Raw genomic sequence first — 18,508 nt, forward strand, 5'->3', positions numbered from 1 at the left:
ACCCGCTCGATACGCCCGAGTACATCGCGGAAAATTCGCAGGCGGTTGTCATACGCATCGCTGATCGCCGTCAGCACACCGTCGCGAAAGTGGTAGAACCGCGATGCCTGGGCCAGCACCAGCTCATCCGGCGAAGCGCCCAGATAGATCGCCGCTTCGGCCAGGCTATTGGTGATTGCCGGTCGCGCAACGGTGGGCATTGGAAACGAGATAGAGCGATTTTCATGGTCGGTCCACACCACCGAATCGCCTGAAACCACCAGCCGCTGCGCCAGCCCATGGCTCCAGCCAAACCCCAGTCCTACATCGACTTCCACCGCACTGGTGCGATACAGGCGTGTCCACTCGAACGACAAAAACCCATCCAGAACACCGTCAGTCAGGGTCAGCAATTCCTCGCCGGTAACCATCGACACGGGGCAGCCGTTAGTGACGGTTTTATCCGCAGAAGCCGCCGCATCGCCGTTCGGGTTTTTCCCCGAAACGGGCACATCATCCACAGGCTCTTTTTGCTTCAGCACCGCGTTCTGCCGCGCCCGCCAGCGCATCTGCAGCGTGCCTTGCTTCACTCTGCCGACCACACCGCGAACCGCCACCGCCTTGTAGCGATCCACCGCCTGCATGAACCTCGTCAGAATCGCCAGCACGCTCTGAACAAAACCAACAGCCGCTTTAACAATCTGTGCGCCATACCTGGCCAACCGCAGGCTCAAATACGCCACAGCTGCCGCCGGCAATGCGATGGTCAGCACCGCGCCAATCACCAGGTCAATCAGCAGCGACACCACAAACTCAGCGGCCACTTGCGCAATCTCACTGGGCGGCAATGCGTCCAACCAAATCATCGCCGTGCGCACCAGCAGGAACAGCGCCGCCTCATCACTGGCGAGCAACATTGCCTGTTCCATGACCTTGGGCGCATCGGTGGCAACTTGTGCCAGCTTGGCCGCTTCGGCTCCCAGCTGTTCGACGTACTTCAACGGGTTTTCAAGAATCGCCTGCACCAGCTTGATGCTGTCCCACACGTCCCGGATCGCGGCCCAACTGCCCGCCAGCACGCCGCTGCCAATCGCACTGGCCGTGGACTGCTGCCAATGCGGCTTGAAGCCTTCCCACTGTTCGCGAAGCCACCGCTCCAGGTCCGCCATCAGCCCGGCGTAGGAGGCGAACAACGCGTCAACCTGCTCCTGGGAAACGCCACCCTGTACCCGCACCTGATAGCGCCCGCCAGCGGCGCAGTGGTGTGAGCCCCTGCCGTGCTCATCCAACATGACCCGCGTGGAACTGCCGTCATCCAGCCCGATCACCTCGACCGGAATGTCGCCAATCGGCACGTCATACACTGAGTCGAATTTGCTCTCTATCTTCAGCTCGCCGCCCAACTGGCACACGGCAACACTGCCGATAAAGTTCGGGTCGCTCATGCTCACGGTTGTCTGCGAGTCACCGACGCGCAACACCCGATCCATCTCCAGCAACGACGGCATATCTGCCGCATGGCTCACCGAATCCAGCGCCCGCGAATACCAGGCGCCCATCTGCTGGCGATAAGTCACCAGGCTCTGATGAAAGCCATCCAGCTCATGTTCGATAGAGGCAATGTGGGAAGCGTGGGTCATCCGTGACGTCTCGACAAAGGGCAAGGCGTCTGAGTCTGCCGCAGTAAAAAGCGGCTGGATGAACGGCGGGGAAAATCAGAAAGGGCTTACGAAGGTCGCGTAATAGTCAGCTCCAATCACAGTTGGGGGCTACTTCAAATGGCGATCATGCTCAATGACGAGCAGTGCTTTGTGCTTCTTTAAGTTGGGGTTCAAATTCAATCAGACCAGCCTGCATCCTCTGCAATACGGCGATTTGCTTAGCCAGGTCTCGCTTCTTAAATTGGCAATAGCGTGTTCTGCTCGATCCCAGGGCGAAGCATTTGCCTCTCCCTTTTCCAAATGTCCGCCGACCTGCTTCAGAGAGTGTTGCAATAAGCTGATTTGCAATTGCCAGTAGGGCCGTTCCGTAAGATGTGTCGGGCAGCTCCTGAAGCGCTTACGACCCCTTGTTACTGCAAAGGCCTCTGACTAGCCTGCCGAAAACTCAAGAGTGAAACAGGCATGAGCGAAAGGTCTATCCGTTTGACGGCGCCTCCGACGGGCTACAGCGATTGGCTGACCGGCCTTAAAAAGCGCATCCACGTGGCACAACAGCGTGCGTCACTGGCAGTCAATCGAGAAATGGTGCTCCTTTACTGGAATATCGGTCACGAGATTTTGACCCGCCAGAACCAACAGGGGTGGGGGAGCAAGGTTATTGATCGTCTTGCTCAAGATTTGCGTACGAGTTTTCCCTGCATGAAAGGTTTTTCGCCCCGCAACCTGAAGTACATGCGTGCATTTGCTGAAGCTTGGCCGGATTTGGAATTTGTGCAACAGGCTGCTGCACAATTGCCGTGGGGTCACAATGTGGTCCTACTCGACAAACTTCCGGGCCCAGAACCCCGTCGTTGGTACATCGCGCAGGCGATTGAACACAGTTGGTCCCGCAACACGCTGGTGATGCAAATCGAAACTCACCTACTGGAGCGCACGGGTAAAGCAGTCAGCAATTTCGAAAACCACCTTCCCAAGCCACAATCCGACCTGGCGCGTGAGTCGCTGAAAGATCCTTATCGTTTTGATTTTCTCAGTCTGGCCCTGGATGCGCAGGAGCGCGACATAGAAAACGCCCTGATCAAACACGTCACCGACTTTTTGTTGGAGTTGGGCGCTGGCTTTGCGTTCGTCGGCCAACAAGTTCTCTTGGATGTAGGGGGCGATGAGTTCTTCGTTGATCTGTTGTTCTACCACGTGAAGCTGCGTTGCTACATGGTGATCGAGCTCAAGGCGGGAAAATTTAAGCCTGAACACCTAGGCAAGCTGAGCTTTTACCTTGCTGCTGTAGATGCTCAGCTTAGGCATCCGCAAGATGGGCCAACGATTGGCCTATTATTGTGCAAGAGCAAGAATGCGGTGGTAGCTGAGTATGCACTGCGCGATAACAACCGACCTATCGGAGTGGCGGAATATCAACTGGTAGGGGCATTACCCGCAGAGCTGCAAACCAGTTTGCCAAGCATCGAGCAAATTGAGCGGGAACTGGCGGATTAAGCTCGGTTGAATAACGAAAGCCTGCTTTTCAGGGCAGGCTTATCGCACGCTAAGGCTGACTTACTTCTGATGCGCCGTCAGCGCCGCATACCCATTCATCAAGTTGCGATAGTTCGGGATACGCTGGGACAGTAGATTGCCCAGCCCTTCAATATCGTTACGCCAGTCGCGATGCAGCTCACAAGCCACCGAGAACCAGTTCATCAACTGTGCACCGGCTTGTGTCATCCGGCTCCACGCCGCTTGCTGCACCGTGGTGTTGAAGGTGCCCGACGCGTCCGTCACCACAAACACCTCAAACCCTTCCGCCAGCGCCGACAAGGTCGGGAACGCTACGCAGACATCCGTGACCACACCGGCAATGATGATTTGCTTACGGCCGGTGGCTTTGATTGCCTTGACGAAATCTTCGTTGTCCCACGCATTGATCTGACCAGGACGGGCGATGTAAGGCGCATCCGGGAACATCTCTTTCAGCTCCGGCACCAGCGGGCCGTTGGGGCCCTGTTCGAAGCTGGTGGTGAGGATGGTCGGCAGGTTGAAGAACTTCGCCAGGTCGGCCAAAGCCAGCACGTTGTTCTTGAACTCGTTGGGTGAGAAGTCCTGCACCAGGGAGATCAGGCCGGTCTGGTGGTCGACCAGCAGTACGATGGCGTCGTCTTTGTTGAGGCGGTTGTAGGTTGCAGTGCTCATGGTTGAATCCTTTTTTGTTTAGGTTGGTTGGGCGTTGCGTTCAACATGGGCACAGATTAACGGGTGCGTGGAATGTGATAAATCGGCTGGAATATGTCTTTCTGTCAACTTAAATAGGACGATGGCAAATGTTGTTCGTCTGTGCTGCCGATGAAGAGTCGAGCGTTGAATTGAGACTGAGTGAAAGGTATTAGCAGTGGCGGCGTCGCGGTGGTTGCGACCATGGGATGGAGTTTCTTACGGGCATTAAAAAGCCGGCTTGTGGCCGGCTTCTCGGGGACTGCTTCAATTTGTTTTTGACAAACCTTACCAGCCTTCAAATCGCTCAACCCACATGGCGTCGGGCTGAATAGTAGGGGCATCCGCGGGAACTCCTCCGCTTCGCCGAGCAGGGTGGGTAGCCTTGGGCCACCCCCTGCCAAATGTGCGGCGGATGATACCCACATTCCTCTCAGTTGCCCACCTCCGTGTCCGATTTAGAGCCTTCCCAGCCTAATAGATGCTCATCTAGCGGTACCGGAGGGCGGCGGTTGTTGAGGGTGGACCACCAAAACACCCAGCCTACAATCTCGAAGTTCTGTTCGAAGCGTTCCTCGTGGGTGAGGTATTCATCCGGGTGTTCGCTGGCGTTGTGACTGCGCATGCGCAAACCGCCGCCAGGCCGGTTGTAGAGGTATTTAATGCGCAGCATGCCGTCGTGTTCGACGGCGTAGATTTCGCCGTCAATGATTTGGGTGCGGCCTTTGTCGATGGCGAGGGTGGCGCCTTGCTGGATGATGTCGATCATGCTGTTGTCGACCATATAGGCGCCCAGCGCGCGGTCGGGGTTGATGTTGAGGGTTTTGAGAGCGTGCACAGAGATGCGAATACGTTCGGTTGAAGTGAAGGTGGGGTGGAGGGGGATCTCCACATCCAGTTTTTCCGGCGGGCAGGCGGGGCCTGTAAGGTATTTGCCACTTTCTTCGCGGGTGGGGAGTCCTTTCCGTGTTCCGGGGCCTTCCAGCAGGAAGTTGGCCGGTGGGTGTTTGGGGCCTTCGCCGGTGCGTAGCCAACGGCTGGAGACACAGAGCAGTTCTGCGATCTCATTGAGTCGGCCCATGGGCACGCCGCGTTTGAACCAGTTGTTCACATGTTGAGGTGTGACACCGCGGTTCTTGGCGAAGTCGGAAGCGGAAAGATGAACTTCCCGCAGTAGCGCTTTTAAACGATCACCTGATTTATTCATAAACGCAGAGTTTACTGGCCGAGAAAACTAATCAAATAAACCATGCGTTGATTTGCACTTGTAGGTTTTTGCTTAGTTGTGGCCTATTTTTTCATTTTTATTGCGTGATTAAACGTTAGTTGCTGGTTGTTGAACTGTGCGTTTATTTTTTCCAAAAAAAAGCCCCGAATGAACGGGGCTTTTTTTGATGGCCTCAGACAATGAGGATTCGGTATCAGCCTTTGTAGGCAGCCACCGACTTCATGATCTCGGCACGGGCGGCGTCTGCGTTGCCCCAACCGTCGATCTTCACCCATTTGCCTTTTTCGAGGTCTTTGTAGTTCTCGAAGAAGTGTTTGATCTGTTCCAGCAGCAGTGGCGGCAGATCGGTATATTCCTTCACGTCCACGTACAGCTGGGACAGTTTGTCGTGAGGCACTGCGATGACTTTGGCATCGCCGCCGCCGTCGTCGGTCATGTTCAGGATGCCGACTGGGCGTGCGCGGATAACCGAGCCAGGGGTAACCGGGTAAGGGGTTACGACCAGTACGTCGAGGGGGTCACCGTCGTCAGCCAGGGTGTTGGGGATAAAACCGTAGTTGGCCGGGTAGAACATCGGGGTGGCCATGAAACGGTCAACGAACAGGCAGTCGCTGTCTTTGTCGATTTCGTATTTGATCGGCGCGTGGTTGGCCGGAATCTCGATGGCGACGTAGATGTCGTTCGGCAGGTCTTTGCCAGCCGGAATCTTGCTGTAGCTCATTGGGCGTTGCCCCCGTTAGTTGGCCAAGAAACTTGGCCGGATTGGCCTAAAAGTGGCCGCGATTATAGGCACATTCTGACGCCGATGCCATGCGCCAGACGTCGTACGGTCATTCGCCTTGTGGCTGATAGCGCGGGTCAGCGGCTTGCAGTTGGGTGAGGCGTGCCAGGGGATCCTGGCGATAGAAGCGGCTGAGTTGGGCGTATACCTGGGGATAACTGTCGACCAGCAAATCCGGGGCGCTGAAGAAATATTCGCTGGTAACGGCAAAGAACTCCGCCGGGTTTTCCGCCGCGTACGGGTCTATCTGCGTTTCGGCATCGGGGTGGGCGTCCAACTGGCGATTGAGGTCATCAAACGCGCTTTGCATCACGCTGGCCCACTCCTGCACGCGCATGTCGCTGTGGAGCGGCGGCAGGCCGTTGGCGTCGCCGTTGAGCATGTCGAGCTTGTGCGCCAGTTCGTGGATCACCAGGTTGTAGCCTTCCCATTGGCCGCTGGCTAGCACGCCGGGCCAGGCGAGGATCACCGGGCCTTGTTGCCAGGCTTCGCCGCTGTGCTCGCCATCCCACTCGTGCTCGACGCCGCTGGCGTCGCGATGGCGCTGCGGGCTGAGGAAGTCGTCGGGGTACAGCACGATTTCGTGGAAGCCTTGATACCAATCGAGGTCGCCAAGGTTCATCAGCGGCAGTTGCGCCTGGGCGGCGAGCAGCAGGCGTTGTTCCTGATGCAAGTCGACGCCGGGCAGGGCGGTGAGGTGTTTTTCGGCGAGGAACACCACGCAGGCTTCACGCAGCCACTGGTCCTGCTCGGCGCTGATGCCGTCGAGGAAGGTCAGGTGATGGCGCACCCGCTGCCACGTTTCGTCGGCAATCGGGTGCTTGGCCAGCAGGCGCCGACGACGCCAGGCGCTGAGGGACCACATCGCCGGTTACTGCTGTTTGGCTTCGGAGCTGGTGCGGCCAAAGCGGCTGCGAAACACGCCGATGATCATCGGCACCAAGGACAGCAGAATGATGAACACCACCAGCAGCGACAGGTTTTTCTTGATAAACGGCACGTTGCCGAAGAAGTACCCCAGAGTCACCAGGCCGCCGACCCACAGCACGGTACCCAGCACGCTGAAGCCGAAAAAGCGGGCGTACGGCATTTTGGCGATGCCGGCGACGAACGGCGCAAAGGTACGCAGGATCGGCAGGAAGCGCGCCAGAGTCACGGTTTTGCCGCCGTGCTTGTCATAGAAATCGTGGGTTTTTTGCAAGTAGTCGCGGCGGAAGATCTTCGAATTCGGGTTGCTGAACAAACGCTCGCCGGCGGTTCGCCCGATCACATAGTTGGTGCTGTCGCCAAGGATCGCCGCCAGCATCAACAGGCCGGCCAACAACACTGGGTCCATACCGCCGCCGGCCGCCACCGCACCGGCAATAAACAGCAGCGAATCGCCCGGCAGGAAGGGCATGACCACCAGGCCGGTCTCGCAAAAGATCACCAGAAACAGAATGGCGTAGATCCACGGACCGTAATTGGTGACCAGCAGATCGAGGTAAACATCGAGATGCAGGATAAGGTCGAGCGGGTTGAAATCCATGGATGGCACCTGTGTGAACGGCCCGACTCAGCAGGCCTGTGCGGAAGCTCGGGTAAGTAAGGCTACAAGTGTATGCTGCGATTCTTACAACCCTGAAAGGTGCGCATTATACGGATCGGGAGGTGAAAAGCGTGTGGCTTTTGTAGCGGGGGATGTCGTTGAACCCGGTCTGCAGATCGCCGCCAATCCAGCGTGCTCGCGAAAGTGGTGGAGCAGTCAGACCATCATCGGGGGTAAGCCCCCTCCCACATTGGAGTAGTGTCAAGGCCCCTGCCTCGGAGCGTTTCCCTGCATTTACACCCGCAGAACCGGTCGCAAAACCGCCATGACAATAAGATCAATGTGGGAGAGGGCTTGCCCTCGATAACGGTGTGTCTATCCGGGCATCAGTCTTCGCTGATCGGCAACGTGTAGTTCTTGAATTCGGTGTCCTCGCGAAAACCCATCGACTCGTAGGTTTTTTGCGCCACCTGGTTATCACTGCTGGTGGACACCCGCAGCCGCACCGCGTGGGTCTCCTTGGCCATTTTCTTGGCCATGCGCATCAGGTTGTCCGCCACCAATTGGCGACGTGCGTCTTCGGCCACATAAATATCATTGAGGATCCACACCCGCTTGAGCGACAGCGACGAAAAGCTCGGGTACAGCTGGCAAAACCCAAGCAGCTTGTTGTCGTCGTCATCGGCCAGGGCCAGGTAGATCACCGACTCCTTGCGCCGCAGGCGTTTTTCCAGGAAGGCCCGGGACGAGTCAGGGTAGGGCAGCGCCCCATAGAACTCGCGGTATTTGACGAACAATGGGGTCAACAGGTCCAAGTGTTCCAGGGTCGCTTGAGTAATCCGCATGCCAGGCCTCAACTTCCAAATGGGGTATGACCACACAAGCGGCCGTGACCGGATGCTGCCTAATGGCGCCAAAAAGCGCAATCGTGCCGCTATTGGTCATCCGGTGAGCTGAGCAGAAAATTCCCTTTCATCAGGTCCGGATCGTCCGACTCGATCGTCTGAACCTGCGCCTCGTCCTTGAGATTGACCCCCGACAGCTGCCGTCGACACGCCTCTCGCATCAAGTAAAGCAGGCGATGCGCGGCCATGCCGTAACTCAGCCCTTCCAAACGCACGTTGGAGATGCAGTTGCGGTAGGCATCGGTGAGGCCGACCTTGGGGTTGTAGGTGAAATACAGGCCCAGGCTGTCCGGTGAGCTGAGCCCCGGTCGTTCGCCGATCAGGATCACCACCATTTTGGCGCCGAGCAATTGCCCGATCTCGTCGGCCACGGCCACACGGCCCTGTTCCACCAGTATCACTGGCGATAACGACCAGCCCTCGGCGTGGGTTTGTTCCTCCAGGCGTGTCAGAAACGGCAACGTGTGTTTATGCACCGCCAACGCCGATAAACCATCGGCCACCACCACTGCCAGGTCCACGCCTCCCGGATTGGCCTGGGCATGCGCGCGCAGGGCCTGGGCCGATTCATCACTCAAGCGGCGGCCCAGGTCCGGGCGTTGCAGGTAGCTGTGGCGGTCGGTGGCGGCGCTGTGCAGCAACAGGCTGTCACGCCCGCGTTCGGCCAGTTGCTGGCTCAGGCCCGCATGGTCGAACGGCAGGTGCACCGCGTCGCGCGCCTGGGCGTGGGCGAACTGGAAATCCAGTTGAGCACTGGTGGGAATGCTGGTGCCGGTGCGGCCCAGGGCAATGCGCGCCGGGGTGAGGCGGCGCAGTTCCAGCCAGGGGTTGTCGGGCAGGTCGGGTTGCACGGTAGGCTCCTTCATCCCAGTTGCGCCAAGGCTTGGCGAAAAGCCGGAGGCAGGCTGCTGCCGAAGCGCACCTTACCGTCGGCCTGCGTGAAAATGCCCATTTTCGCCAGCCACTGTTCAAATTCCGGTGCCGGTTTTAACCCCAAGGTCTGCCGGGCGTATAGCGCGTCATGGAAGGAGGTGGTCTGGTAGTTGAGCATGATGTCGTCGGAGCCGGGGATGCCCATGATGAAGTTGATCCCGGCCACGCCCAGCAGCGTCAGCAGGGTATCCATGTCGTCCTGGTCGGCTTCGGCGTGGTTGGTGTAGCAGATGTCGCAGCCCATCGGCACGCCCAATAGCTTGCCGCAGAAATGATCCTCAAGGCCGGCGCGGATGATTTGCTTGCCGTTGTACAGGTATTCCGGGCCGATAAAGCCGACCACGGTGTTGACCAGAAACGGCTTGAAATGCCGCGCCACCGCGTAAGCGCGGGTTTCGCAGGTTTGCTGGTCGACGCCAAAGTGCGCGTTGGCTGACAGGGCGCTGCCCTGGCCGGTTTCGAAATACATCAGGTTTTGTCCCAGAGTACCGCGCTTGAGGCTCAAACCCGCCTCGTAGCCTTCCTGCAGCACGCTCAGGCTGATGCCGAAACTGGCGTTGGCCGCCTCGGTGCCGGCAATCGACTGAAACACCAGGTCCAGGGGCACGCCACGGTTGATGGCTTCGATAGAGGTGGTGACGTGGGTCAGCACACAGGCCTGGGTGGGGATCTCGTAGCGTTGGATGATCGCGTCGAGCATCTCCAGCATTGCGCAGATGGAGGCGATGCTGTCGGTGGCCGGGTTGATGCCGATCATGGCGTCGCCGTTGCCGTAGAGCAGGCCGTCGAGAATGCTGGCGGCGATGCCCGCCGGTTCGTCCGTGGGGTGGTTGGGTTGCAGGCGCGTCGACAAGCGCCCGCGCAGGCCCATGGTGCCGCGAAACTGGGTGACGACGCGGATCTTCTGCGCCACCAGCACCAGGTCCTGCACGCGCATGATCTTCGACACGGCGGCGGCCATTTCCGGCGTCAGCCCGGGCGCCAGGGCGCGTAGGGATTGTTCGTCGGCGGCGTCGCTCAGTAGCCAGTCGCGCAGGCCGCCGACGGTCAGGTGGCTGACTGCGCTAAATGCCTGTTTGTCGTGGGTGTCGATGATCAGACGGGTCACTTCATCGCTTTCGTAGGGAATCAGCGCTTCTTCAAGGAAGTGTTTCAACGGGATATTCGCCAGCGCCATTTGCGCCGCCACCCGCTCGCCGTCGTTCTGCGCGGCCACGCCGGCCAGGAAGTCCCCGGAACGGGCGGGGCTGGCCTTGGCCATTACGTCTTTGAGGCTATCAAAGCGGTAGGTTTGTGCACCGACCGCGTGGGAAAAGCTTGCCATACAGTGTCTCCTTGACGACGCGGGCCAAATGAATGAACAGCGCCCGCGTCGAGGTTTACGGCTTAGTGCAAGGCGGCCTCTGCGGCCTGGATCGCGGCGAATTCTTCTTCGGGCGTGCCTGCTACCAAGTGATGCCGGCTGTAGAAAGCAAAGTAAGCAATTAATACTCCATAGATGATCGCCGCGCCAATCACCACCCGCGGATCCACCAGAAAGCCCGCCACCACGGCCACACAGGCCAGTACCAGCGCGACGCCGGACGTGAAGATGCCGCCGGGCGTGCGGTAAGGACGTTCCATTTTGGGGCGACGGACGCGCAGGGTGATGTGCGCAGCCATCATCAACACATAGGAAATCGTCGCACCGAACACCGCCACCAAGATCAGCAGATCGCCCTGGCCAGTGAGGGATAGGCCGAACCCGATAATGCCGGGGATCACCAGCGCCAGTACCGGCGCCTTGCTTTTGTTGGTTTGCGACAGCTTGCGCGGCAGGTAGCCGGCGCGGGAAAGCGCGAAAATCTGCCGCGAATAGGCGTAGATGATCGAGAAAAAGCTCGCGATCAGACCGGCAAGGCCGACCAGATTGACGAAGCTGCCCATCCAGGTCGAGCCGCCGTAGGACAACGCCAGTGCTTCCACCAACGGGTTACCCGATTTGACCAGCGCATAGGTGCCGGCGCCGCCCGGTGCGATCACCAGGATCAGCAGGGCAAAACTGGTGAGCACCACAATGGCGCCGATCAGGCCACGGGGCAGGTCGCGCTTGGGGTTCTTGGTTTCTTCAGCGGCCAGCGGTACGCCTTCCACGGCGAGGAAAAACCAGATCGCATAAGGGATTGCCGCCCATACCCCGACGTAGCCGAAGGGCAGGAAGGTGCTGGCGCCCTTGGCTTCGGTCACCGGCACATCCAGCAAGTTGGCCATGTTGAAGTGCGGCACCATAGCCACAAGGAACACGCCCAGGGCAATCGCCGCAATGGCGGTGATCACGAACATCAGCTTCAACGCTTCGCCGACGCCGAAGATATGGATGCCGATAAACAGGATGTAGAACGCCAGATAAATCATCCAGCCGCCAATGCCGAACAGCGACTCGCAATAGGCGCCGATAAATACCGCGATAGCGGCCGGGGCGATTGCGTATTCGATCAGGATGGCCGTTCCGGTAAGAAACCCGCCCCAGGGCCCGAAAGCGCTGCGGGCAAAACCGTAGCCACCGCCGGCGGTGGGGATCATTGAGGACAGTTCGGCCAAGGAAAAGCACATGCATAAGTACATGGTGGCCATCAGTAAAGTTGCGAGGAACATGCCGCCCCAGCCGCCTTGGGCCAGGCCGAAGTTCCAGCCGGCATAATCGCCGGAGATCACGTAGGCAACGCCGAGGCCCACCAGCAGTACCCAGCCGGCGGCGCCTTTTTTCAGTTCGCGTTGTTGGAAGTAGTCGGTGTCGACTTTTTCGAAGTCGACAGAAGATCCAGTAGGTTCGCTAGGCATGGAAAAGTACCTTTCATTGTTATTGTTTTTAACTCGGCCTCTGTGGGCCGGATGTATTCGCAAGTACTTATAAATATCTAAATGTGGGAGGGGGCAAGCCCCTCCCACAGTTGATGGCATTCCAAAGATGGGAGGGTGTTGTGAGTTAGAAGAAGCCCAATGGATTAATGTCGTAACTCACCAGCAAGTTCTTGGTCTGCTGGTAGTGATCCAACATCATCTTGTGAGTCTCACGGCCCACGCCGGACTTCTTGTAACCGCCGAACGCGGCGTGCGCCGGGTACAGGTGGTAGCAGTTGGTCCATACGCGGCCTGCTTTGATCGCCCGGCCCATGCGGTAGGCGCGGTTGATATCGCGGGTCCACACGCCGGCACCCAGGCCGAACTCGGTGTCGTTGGCAATTGCCAGGGCTTCGGCTTCGTCCTTAAACGTGGTGATGCTCACCACCGGGCCGAAGATTTCTTCCTGGAACACGCGCATTTCGTTGGTGCCCTTAAGCAGGGTCGGCTGGATGTAGTAACCACCGGCCATGTCGCCGCTGAGTTTCTCGACCTGGCCGCCAGCCAGCAGTTGCGCACCTTCGCCTTTGGCGATGTCCAGGTACGAGAGGATCTTGTCGAACTGCTGCTCGGACGCCTGGGCGCCGACCATGGTGTCGGTGTCCAGCGGGTCGCCGCGTTTGATCTGCTCGATCTTCTTCATCACCACTTTCATGAAATCGTCGTAGATCGACTCTTCCACCAGCGCGCGGGATGGGCAGGTGCAGACTTCGCCTTGGTTGAAGAATGCCAGCACCAAGCCTTCGGCGGCCTTTTCGATGAACGACGGTTCGGCTTTCATGATGTCGGCGAAGAAGATGTTCGGCGACTTGCCGCCCAGTTCGACGGTGGACGGGATGATGTTGGTGGCCGCCGCGTGCATGATGTGCGAGCCCACCGGGGTGGAACCGGTAAAGGCGATCTTGGCGATGCGCTTGCTGGTGGCCAGGGCTTCGCCGGCTTCTTTGCCGAACCCGTGCACCACGTTCAGCACGCCCGGTGGCAGCAGGTCGCCGATCACTTCCATCAACACGTTGATGCCCAGCGGCGTCTGCTCGGCCGGCTTGAGCACGATGCAGTTGCCGGCGGCCAGGGCCGGGGCGAGTTTCCAGGCGGCCATCAGCAGTGGGAAGTTCCACGGAATGATCTGACCGACCACGCCCAGCGGCTCATGGAAGTGATAGGACGCGGTGTGCTCATTGATCTCGGCGCTGGTGCCTTCCTGGGCGCGGATGCAGCCGGCGAAGTAACGGAAGTGGTCGGCAGCGAGGGGGATGTCGGCGTTGAGGGTTTCACGCACGGCTTTGCCGTTGTCCCAGGTCTCGGTGATGGCCAGCAGTTCGAGGTTCTGCTCGATGCGATCGGCGATTTTCAGCAGCACCAGCGAGCGGTCCTGGGCTGAGGTTTTGCCCCAGGCGTCGGCGGCGGCATGGGCGGCGTCCAGCGCTTTATCGATGTCTTTGGCAGTGGAGCGGGGGAATTCGGCGATAGGCTTGCCGTTGACCGGCGAGGTGTTGGTGAAATAGTTGCCATCGACCGGCGCAACGAACTCGCCACCGATGTAGTTGCCGTACTTGGCCTTGAACGAAACGATCGCGCCTTCAGTACCGGGGTGTGCGTAACGCATGGTGGGTATCTCCTGGCTTTTATGTTTATTGGAGTGCAGCGCTCAAGCGCTTGGTAAAGCGTAGAGCAAAGGTTGGGCCACTGCGTTGTGAGCCAGATAAATCAAGGGGTTGGGCTTTGTTGCAAAGGGTTGCTGTGACACGCGCGATACAGCGGGTGTGACAGTTTGTGCCATAAGCGGTACAGCGTATGGCCAGTGGGCCCACTCGGGATTGCATCCATCACAGGCCTGGAGGATGCTGGACGCTCTCACGCCGGGAGAATAATAAGAACATGCACAACGATCATTTCAGTCGCCATGCCCAGCAAGTCCTGACAGTGGCGCGTGGCCGCGACCCATCGAGCGATCCGTCCATCGCGCGTTCCTGGCTGCGGTGCCTGGAGGATTACCACCTCGACCCTGCGCAAACCATCGCTCCCACCGTGCTCGAACACGGCCGCCTGCTCGAAAGCCGTGAGCGTCTGCAGCAAGTACTGCAAATCGCCGGCAGCGAGATGAACAGCCTGCATCAACAACTCTCAGGTGCCGGCCACGCGGTGCTGCTGACCGATGCGCGCGGAGTGATCCTCAACTGTGTCACCGCGCCCTCCGAGCGTAGGGTTTTCGAGCGCGCCGGGTTGTGGCTCGGTGCCGATTGGAGTGAGGCCAGCGAAGGCACCAATGGCATCGGCACCTGCCTGGTTGAACGTCAACCCTTGACGATTCATCGCGATGAGCATTTTCGCGGCCGGCACACCGGGCTGACCTGTTCGGCTAGCCCGGTATTCGACCCCCATGGCGAGCTGCTGGCCGTGTTGGATGTGTCATCGGCTCGTGAGGCGGTGTCGCGCCAGAGCCAGTTCCACACCATGGCGCTGGTGAACCTGTCGGCCAAGATGATCGAAAGCTGTTACTTCCTGCGTCACTTTGAACAGCACTGGCTGTTGCGCTTTCACCTGCAGGCCGAGTCCGTGGGGCTGTTCAGCGAAGGGTTGCTGGCGTTCGATGGCGAGGGGCGCATCTGTGCGGTCAATCAAAGTGCGCTGAACCTGTTGGGGCAGGTGCGTGGCGGCTTGCTGGGCCGTTCGGTGGAGGCAGTGTTCGATTGCGCTTTGGACCAGTTGCTCGGTCGCGCCAGTGCCAACGCCACGGCCAGTTGGCCATTGCGTAGCTGCGATGGTCGGCGGTTATACGCTGCGTTGCGCGGCCAGGCCCGCAGCTTGCCGACGCCACCTGCAAAAGTTGTGGCGCCGCATTCAGGTGTATGCCTCGTCGACCCGGTCCTTCAAACTGATTTCCGTAGAGCACTGCGCATCTTTGAACGCGACGTGCCGTTATTGATTAATGGCGAAACGGGTTGCGGTAAAGAAGCTTTCGCCAAAGCAGTGCACCAGGCCAGCGCGCGTGCCGATAAGGCTTTTGTCGCTCTCAACTGCGCTGCCATCCCCGAAAACCTGATCGAAAGTGAGCTGTTCGGTTATCGCGGCGGCAGCTTTACCGGCGCGTTGAGAGAAGGTATGCGCGGCAAATTACTACAGGCCGACGGCGGCACGCTGTTTCTCGATGAGATTGGAGACATGCCGCTTGCGTTGCAAACCCGTCTTTTAAGGGTGCTGGACGATCGCGTGGTGGTACCCATCGGCGGTGCCCCGCAGGCAGTGAACGTCAGAATCATCAGCGCCACCCATCGCAACCTGTCAGAACGTGTGGCCAACGATAGCTTCCGCGAAGATCTTTACTATCGTCTCAACGGCGTTGAAATTACCCTGCCACCCTTACGTGAACGTAGCGACAAAGCGCAATTGCTGGCGTTTTTGCTTGCGAATGAAGCGCCAGGACAGGTTGTGGCGCTTGAGGAAAAGGCGCATCACGCTTTGCTCGACTACGCCTGGCCTGGCAACGTTCGGCAATTGCGCAACGTCCTTCGCACGTTGGTGGCCTTGTGCGAGAACGGGCAAATCAGGTTCGAAGATTTGCCGCATTTCATTCGTCAGGCGAGAGCGGGCGCGGCTGTCGGGCCGCGTCAGGAGCGCGCGCTGGACAATGCAGAGCGTGGGGTGTTGCTCAACGCCTTGGAGCAGCACCGTTGGCATATGTCCCACACGGCAGAAAGTTTGGGAATAAGCCGCAATACGCTTTATCGGAAGTTGCGAAAGTACGGAATCGAACGTTGTTTGCAAATGTGACCTGCATGATTAACGGGGTGCGTAAGGTGAAGGCAATATTCAGGCTTGAAGCGTTTTGATAAGGTTTTTCGAATTTTATTTGTATTATTTATATGGGGTTTCGCCACTCAGGGTACGAGCAGCTATTAATCTGAAATCGTCCTTTGGTGTGGAAAATGAAAACTTTAGAAAGTACCAGGCCAACGTCAAACTTTGCGAGTGACGTGGCTGGGCAATATCCTTCTATTACCACCGAGCCGGGCAGCACTGGTGCAGTTGTTGGCAACAGAACTTTCGCGCAAGTGCCTGACACTCCTGAAGCGCGTGCAAAGGCTGACGCTCAGTTGGGCAAACCCTATGCGATCGCATTAGCGACGCGCTCCTATCAAACCTCGATAGCGCAGTCTGATATTCAAGTTGCCCCAGAGTCGACACTCGGACGCTGGCGCACCCTATTGGACAGTGCATTTAAAAGCCCTGGATTTTTAGCGTGGGCGAAAGAGCAGGGGCTTGATCTCAAAAGTGTCAAGCTGGATCCGTACCTCGGGGAGTTGACGGGGATAGTCAATGGCAAGATGAAGACGTTCTCCCTTAAAGACGATTCGGGTTGGGCAGATATTTCTCGAGTGCTGTTGTCGATTGCAAGGGTGATCGCTCCAATGCCCGGACAGGCGTTCAATTATCCATGGCCGGAAGGTAAGGTGCCGTCATACACAGTGGGGCGATTTTATGGAGAACCTATCGACCTCTCTCCTTCGCAAGCCGCCGCGCACCGGGAGAAATTGAAAGCAGGGGCCACGTTTGAGTTTGCACCTTTGCAGCATGCATCGCAGCGCTCTATAGAGGCTTTAGCGCAGCAGAATGAGGCGCTGGGTAATGACGCTAACCGTCATGCGCTTCTTGAGGCGCTGAGATCGCTGAAAGGCGATGCCGACGGGAAGATCGACCTGAATAACGCCAGGGTACCGATTGACCGACGGTCAAGTTTGTATCTCACCGAACAGCGTCAGGAAATGAGTCTTGCGCAATTACTTGAAAAGCAGGGGCATAAACTTCCCGGCGACAGTACGCAAGCGCATGCGTTGGCTGATGCACTGTCCTTTGACCTTGTCCATCGGTCGCCTGGAACTGACGCCGGGGGAGTGAGGCATATTGTCGGGCAACTGAACAAAACCTTAGTACGCAAGATGAAAGCGGTGGTGGGTGATTGGAAGCTCAAGCATGCAAACCAAGCACTAGAACCTCAAGCAGGGGCCGGGGCAGGTAGTTTGTTGCATAGTCTGATCACCGGGCTGTCTCCGGCTGCAAAGAAGGATATTGCGCACAATCCATCATCGGCACTGGACCAGCTCATTCGGTCGCCCGAGGCGCAGGCATTGGGTAAAGCCATACAAGAGAAACTCAGATTAGCCGAATCGCCGACCGCTGCAATCGAGGCGTTAACTGCGGCGCTCGTGCAAGAGCTTGATCCTAATTCTGGAAGGTCCCGTTTCAACTTGGCAGGCTATAACCTCTATCAACTCGACAATGCAGGGGTTAGCGTTGCTGAAATCGTTAAACGTTTTACCGCTTACCTTGAAACCAAGGTGGGAGTTGCAGCAGCACCGCTTGCTGCGCGGCTATTACTCTCAGCCGTTGCTCCTGAATTTCTGGTGAAAGACATTCCTCCTGATCTTGCTAATAGCTCTCATACATGGACGACCTTCTCTACAGCGGTTGCATTGGTAGAGCAGGAAGCGCCTGGCGCATCGGCGAACATGACGTTCAGTCAGGTCATAAGGTACGCGGAGGCGCAGCTTGGAATTCTCGACGGTGACTTCGAGTTAGCAGCAGCATCAAAGGATGCAGTTACTGCGTGGGGCATTGTTAATCAGGTGATTAAAAGCAACCCCAACGGGCAGTACACGATCGAGGAGGTTGAAAAATCACAAGAGGTACTGGAAAAGCAGAAAAAGGAATTGAAGTGGGCAGGTGCTGAACTAATGAAGCCGGCTCCGACTCGACGGGATGTGGCGCTGGCGGAGTTCAAGCGGGTGTTCCCGGATGTCGATCCGACTAAGGCAAGCTTGCGCAGTATCAATGACAAGAACTATGTCGTCTCTCCCCTAGATGTCTACATGACGAAGTCCAGTCTTCCAGATTGGTTGGATTTCTGGGTGTCGAAAGATGAAAAGGAACTCCCTTGGAAATCAATAAAGTCGCGCTTTTCTGAGCTGGCAACCGATATTGATAAAAAGTTTTCTGACAGGTTTGGCGAGTACACAAAAAGTCAAACCGCAGCGAGGGCTGTTTTATTCAAATATCATCTTTCTTTGCTTCCTTTTGCTGTGCAAGAGCGTATAAAAAAATCAGATGTAACGTTCATGGGACTGTCTCGTCCATTCTTGGAGACAGAGTTAAAGAGTAATACTGGCCTGAGCCTGCACCCCGCTGAAGTGCTGCGAGAACCAACCCCGCGTGAACTCATGGCGTTAGAAGGGGGGCATGGTGTCCTTATGAAAGTTGAGGGGGCGGATGGCAAGGTCGAATATTACAGTTATTATCCCACTTCAGGAGAGTTCATTAAGGAACAGGGTGTACCGCAAGAACGAGTAGATTTTGATGATAGTAAATATTTTCCTTCGGGTACCAAGGCGCGTGTATCAGGCACGTATGACG

14 protein-coding genes are annotated in these 18,508 nt (G+C 57.7%); 3 read left to right on the forward strand and 11 right to left on the reverse strand.

The window, feature by feature from the left end; translation table 11 throughout:
* Positions 1 to 1,619, reverse strand: a 1,619-nt coding sequence (locus YA0848_RS30785) for a DUF6531 domain-containing protein (protein ID WP_232925216.1), incomplete at its 3' end; no start/stop codon positions are given.
* 483 nt (positions 1,620 to 2,102) lie between these two features.
* Between YA0848_RS30785 and YA0848_RS30790 the strand changes: the two genes are divergently transcribed.
* Positions 2,103 to 3,134 (forward strand): PDDEXK nuclease domain-containing protein, encoded by a 1,032-nt coding sequence (locus YA0848_RS30790; RefSeq protein WP_034100942.1) that lies wholly within the window; start codon positions 2,103 to 2,105, stop codon positions 3,132 to 3,134.
* Between the two features lie 60 nt (positions 3,135 to 3,194).
* Here the strand turns inward: YA0848_RS30790 and ycaC are convergent, their stop codons facing one another.
* From ycaC to exaC, 10 genes are all read right to left on the reverse strand, one after another.
* Positions 3,195 to 3,827, reverse strand: a complete 633-nt coding sequence (gene ycaC / locus YA0848_RS30795; RefSeq protein WP_034100941.1) for an isochorismate family cysteine hydrolase YcaC — start codon at positions 3,825 to 3,827, stop codon at positions 3,195 to 3,197.
* Between the two features lie 451 nt (positions 3,828 to 4,278).
* Positions 4,279 to 5,052: a LexA family transcriptional regulator gene (locus tag YA0848_RS30800; RefSeq protein WP_034100940.1), complete on the reverse strand. Its 774-nt coding sequence runs from the start codon at positions 5,050 to 5,052 to the stop codon at positions 4,279 to 4,281.
* Between the two features lie 214 nt (positions 5,053 to 5,266).
* Complete coding sequence (ppa, locus tag YA0848_RS30805; RefSeq protein ID WP_003176323.1) at positions 5,267 to 5,794, reverse strand: inorganic diphosphatase; 528 nt, start codon at positions 5,792 to 5,794, stop codon at positions 5,267 to 5,269.
* Between the two features lie 109 nt (positions 5,795 to 5,903).
* Positions 5,904 to 6,719: a zinc-dependent peptidase gene (locus YA0848_RS30810; RefSeq protein ID WP_034115223.1), complete on the reverse strand. Its 816-nt coding sequence runs from the start codon at positions 6,717 to 6,719 to the stop codon at positions 5,904 to 5,906.
* Positions 6,720 to 6,725: 6 nt separating this feature from the next.
* Entirely contained in the window at positions 6,726 to 7,382 is a 657-nt protein-coding gene (locus YA0848_RS30815; protein ID WP_034100938.1) for a DedA family protein, read from the reverse strand.
* Positions 7,383 to 7,768: 386 nt separating this feature from the next.
* On the reverse strand, positions 7,769 to 8,227 hold the full coding sequence (locus YA0848_RS30820) for a GNAT family N-acetyltransferase (RefSeq protein ID WP_034115222.1): 459 nt from the start codon (positions 8,225 to 8,227) through the stop codon (positions 7,769 to 7,771).
* 89 nt (positions 8,228 to 8,316) lie between these two features.
* On the reverse strand, positions 8,317 to 9,153 hold the full coding sequence (gene eutC / locus YA0848_RS30825; protein ID WP_034100936.1) for an ethanolamine ammonia-lyase subunit EutC: 837 nt from the start codon (positions 9,151 to 9,153) through the stop codon (positions 8,317 to 8,319).
* Positions 9,150 to 10,544 carry an ethanolamine ammonia-lyase subunit EutB gene (locus YA0848_RS30830; protein ID WP_034100935.1) on the reverse strand — a complete coding sequence of 465 codons (1,395 nt, stop codon included), beginning with the start codon at positions 10,542 to 10,544 and terminating at the stop codon, positions 9,150 to 9,152. The genes eutC and YA0848_RS30830 overlap by 4 nt, the downstream gene beginning before the upstream one ends.
* Before the next feature lie 62 nt (positions 10,545 to 10,606).
* Entirely contained in the window at positions 10,607 to 12,040 is a 1,434-nt protein-coding gene (gene eat / locus YA0848_RS30835) for an ethanolamine permease (protein WP_034100934.1), read from the reverse strand.
* 145 nt (positions 12,041 to 12,185) lie between these two features.
* On the reverse strand, positions 12,186 to 13,706 hold the full coding sequence (gene exaC / locus YA0848_RS30840; RefSeq protein ID WP_034115221.1) for an acetaldehyde dehydrogenase ExaC: 1,521 nt from the start codon (positions 13,704 to 13,706) through the stop codon (positions 12,186 to 12,188).
* Between the two features lie 272 nt (positions 13,707 to 13,978).
* Here exaC and YA0848_RS30845 point away from each other — a divergent pair, with 272 nt between their 5' ends.
* Both YA0848_RS30845 and YA0848_RS30850 read left to right on the forward strand, forming a co-directional pair.
* Complete coding sequence (locus YA0848_RS30845) at positions 13,979 to 15,871, forward strand: sigma-54-dependent Fis family transcriptional regulator (RefSeq protein ID WP_169903384.1); 1,893 nt, start codon at positions 13,979 to 13,981, stop codon at positions 15,869 to 15,871.
* 155 nt (positions 15,872 to 16,026) lie between these two features.
* Positions 16,027 to 18,508, forward strand: a 2,482-nt coding sequence (locus tag YA0848_RS30850) for a hypothetical protein (RefSeq protein ID WP_198731484.1), incomplete at its 3' end; no start/stop codon positions are given.

Origin of the sequence: Pseudomonas sp. S4_EA_1b (assembly GCF_016307435.1) — a bacterium.
Taxonomy (GTDB): domain Bacteria; phylum Pseudomonadota; class Gammaproteobacteria; order Pseudomonadales; family Pseudomonadaceae; genus Aquipseudomonas; species Aquipseudomonas rhodesiae.

What these genes read in the sequence shown, in the direction of transcription:
- YA0848_RS30790 (WP_034100942.1), top strand. Translation starts at nt 2,103, where the DNA reads ATGAGCGAAAGGTCTATCCGTTTGACGGCGCCTCCGACGGGCTACAGC.
- ycaC (WP_034100941.1), bottom strand. Translation starts at nt 3,827, where the DNA reads ATGAGCACTGCAACCTACAACCGCCTCAACAAAGACGACGCCATCGTA.
- YA0848_RS30800 (WP_034100940.1), bottom strand. Translation starts at nt 5,052, where the DNA reads ATGAATAAATCAGGTGATCGTTTAAAAGCGCTACTGCGGGAAGTTCAT.
- ppa (WP_003176323.1), bottom strand. Translation starts at nt 5,794, where the DNA reads ATGAGCTACAGCAAGATTCCGGCTGGCAAAGACCTGCCGAACGACATC.
- YA0848_RS30810 (WP_034115223.1), bottom strand. Translation starts at nt 6,719, where the DNA reads ATGTGGTCCCTCAGCGCCTGGCGTCGTCGGCGCCTGCTGGCCAAGCAC.
- YA0848_RS30815 (WP_034100938.1), bottom strand. Translation starts at nt 7,382, where the DNA reads ATGGATTTCAACCCGCTCGACCTTATCCTGCATCTCGATGTTTACCTC.
- YA0848_RS30820 (WP_034115222.1), bottom strand. Translation starts at nt 8,227, where the DNA reads ATGCGGATTACTCAAGCGACCCTGGAACACTTGGACCTGTTGACCCCA.
- eutC (WP_034100936.1), bottom strand. Translation starts at nt 9,153, where the DNA reads ATGAAGGAGCCTACCGTGCAACCCGACCTGCCCGACAACCCCTGGCTG.
- YA0848_RS30830 (WP_034100935.1), bottom strand. Translation starts at nt 10,544, where the DNA reads ATGGCAAGCTTTTCCCACGCGGTCGGTGCACAAACCTACCGCTTTGAT.
- eat (WP_034100934.1), bottom strand. Translation starts at nt 12,040, where the DNA reads ATGCCTAGCGAACCTACTGGATCTTCTGTCGACTTCGAAAAAGTCGAC.
- exaC (WP_034115221.1), bottom strand. Translation starts at nt 13,706, where the DNA reads ATGCGTTACGCACACCCCGGTACTGAAGGCGCGATCGTTTCGTTCAAG.
- YA0848_RS30845 (WP_169903384.1), top strand. Translation starts at nt 13,979, where the DNA reads ATGCACAACGATCATTTCAGTCGCCATGCCCAGCAAGTCCTGACAGTG.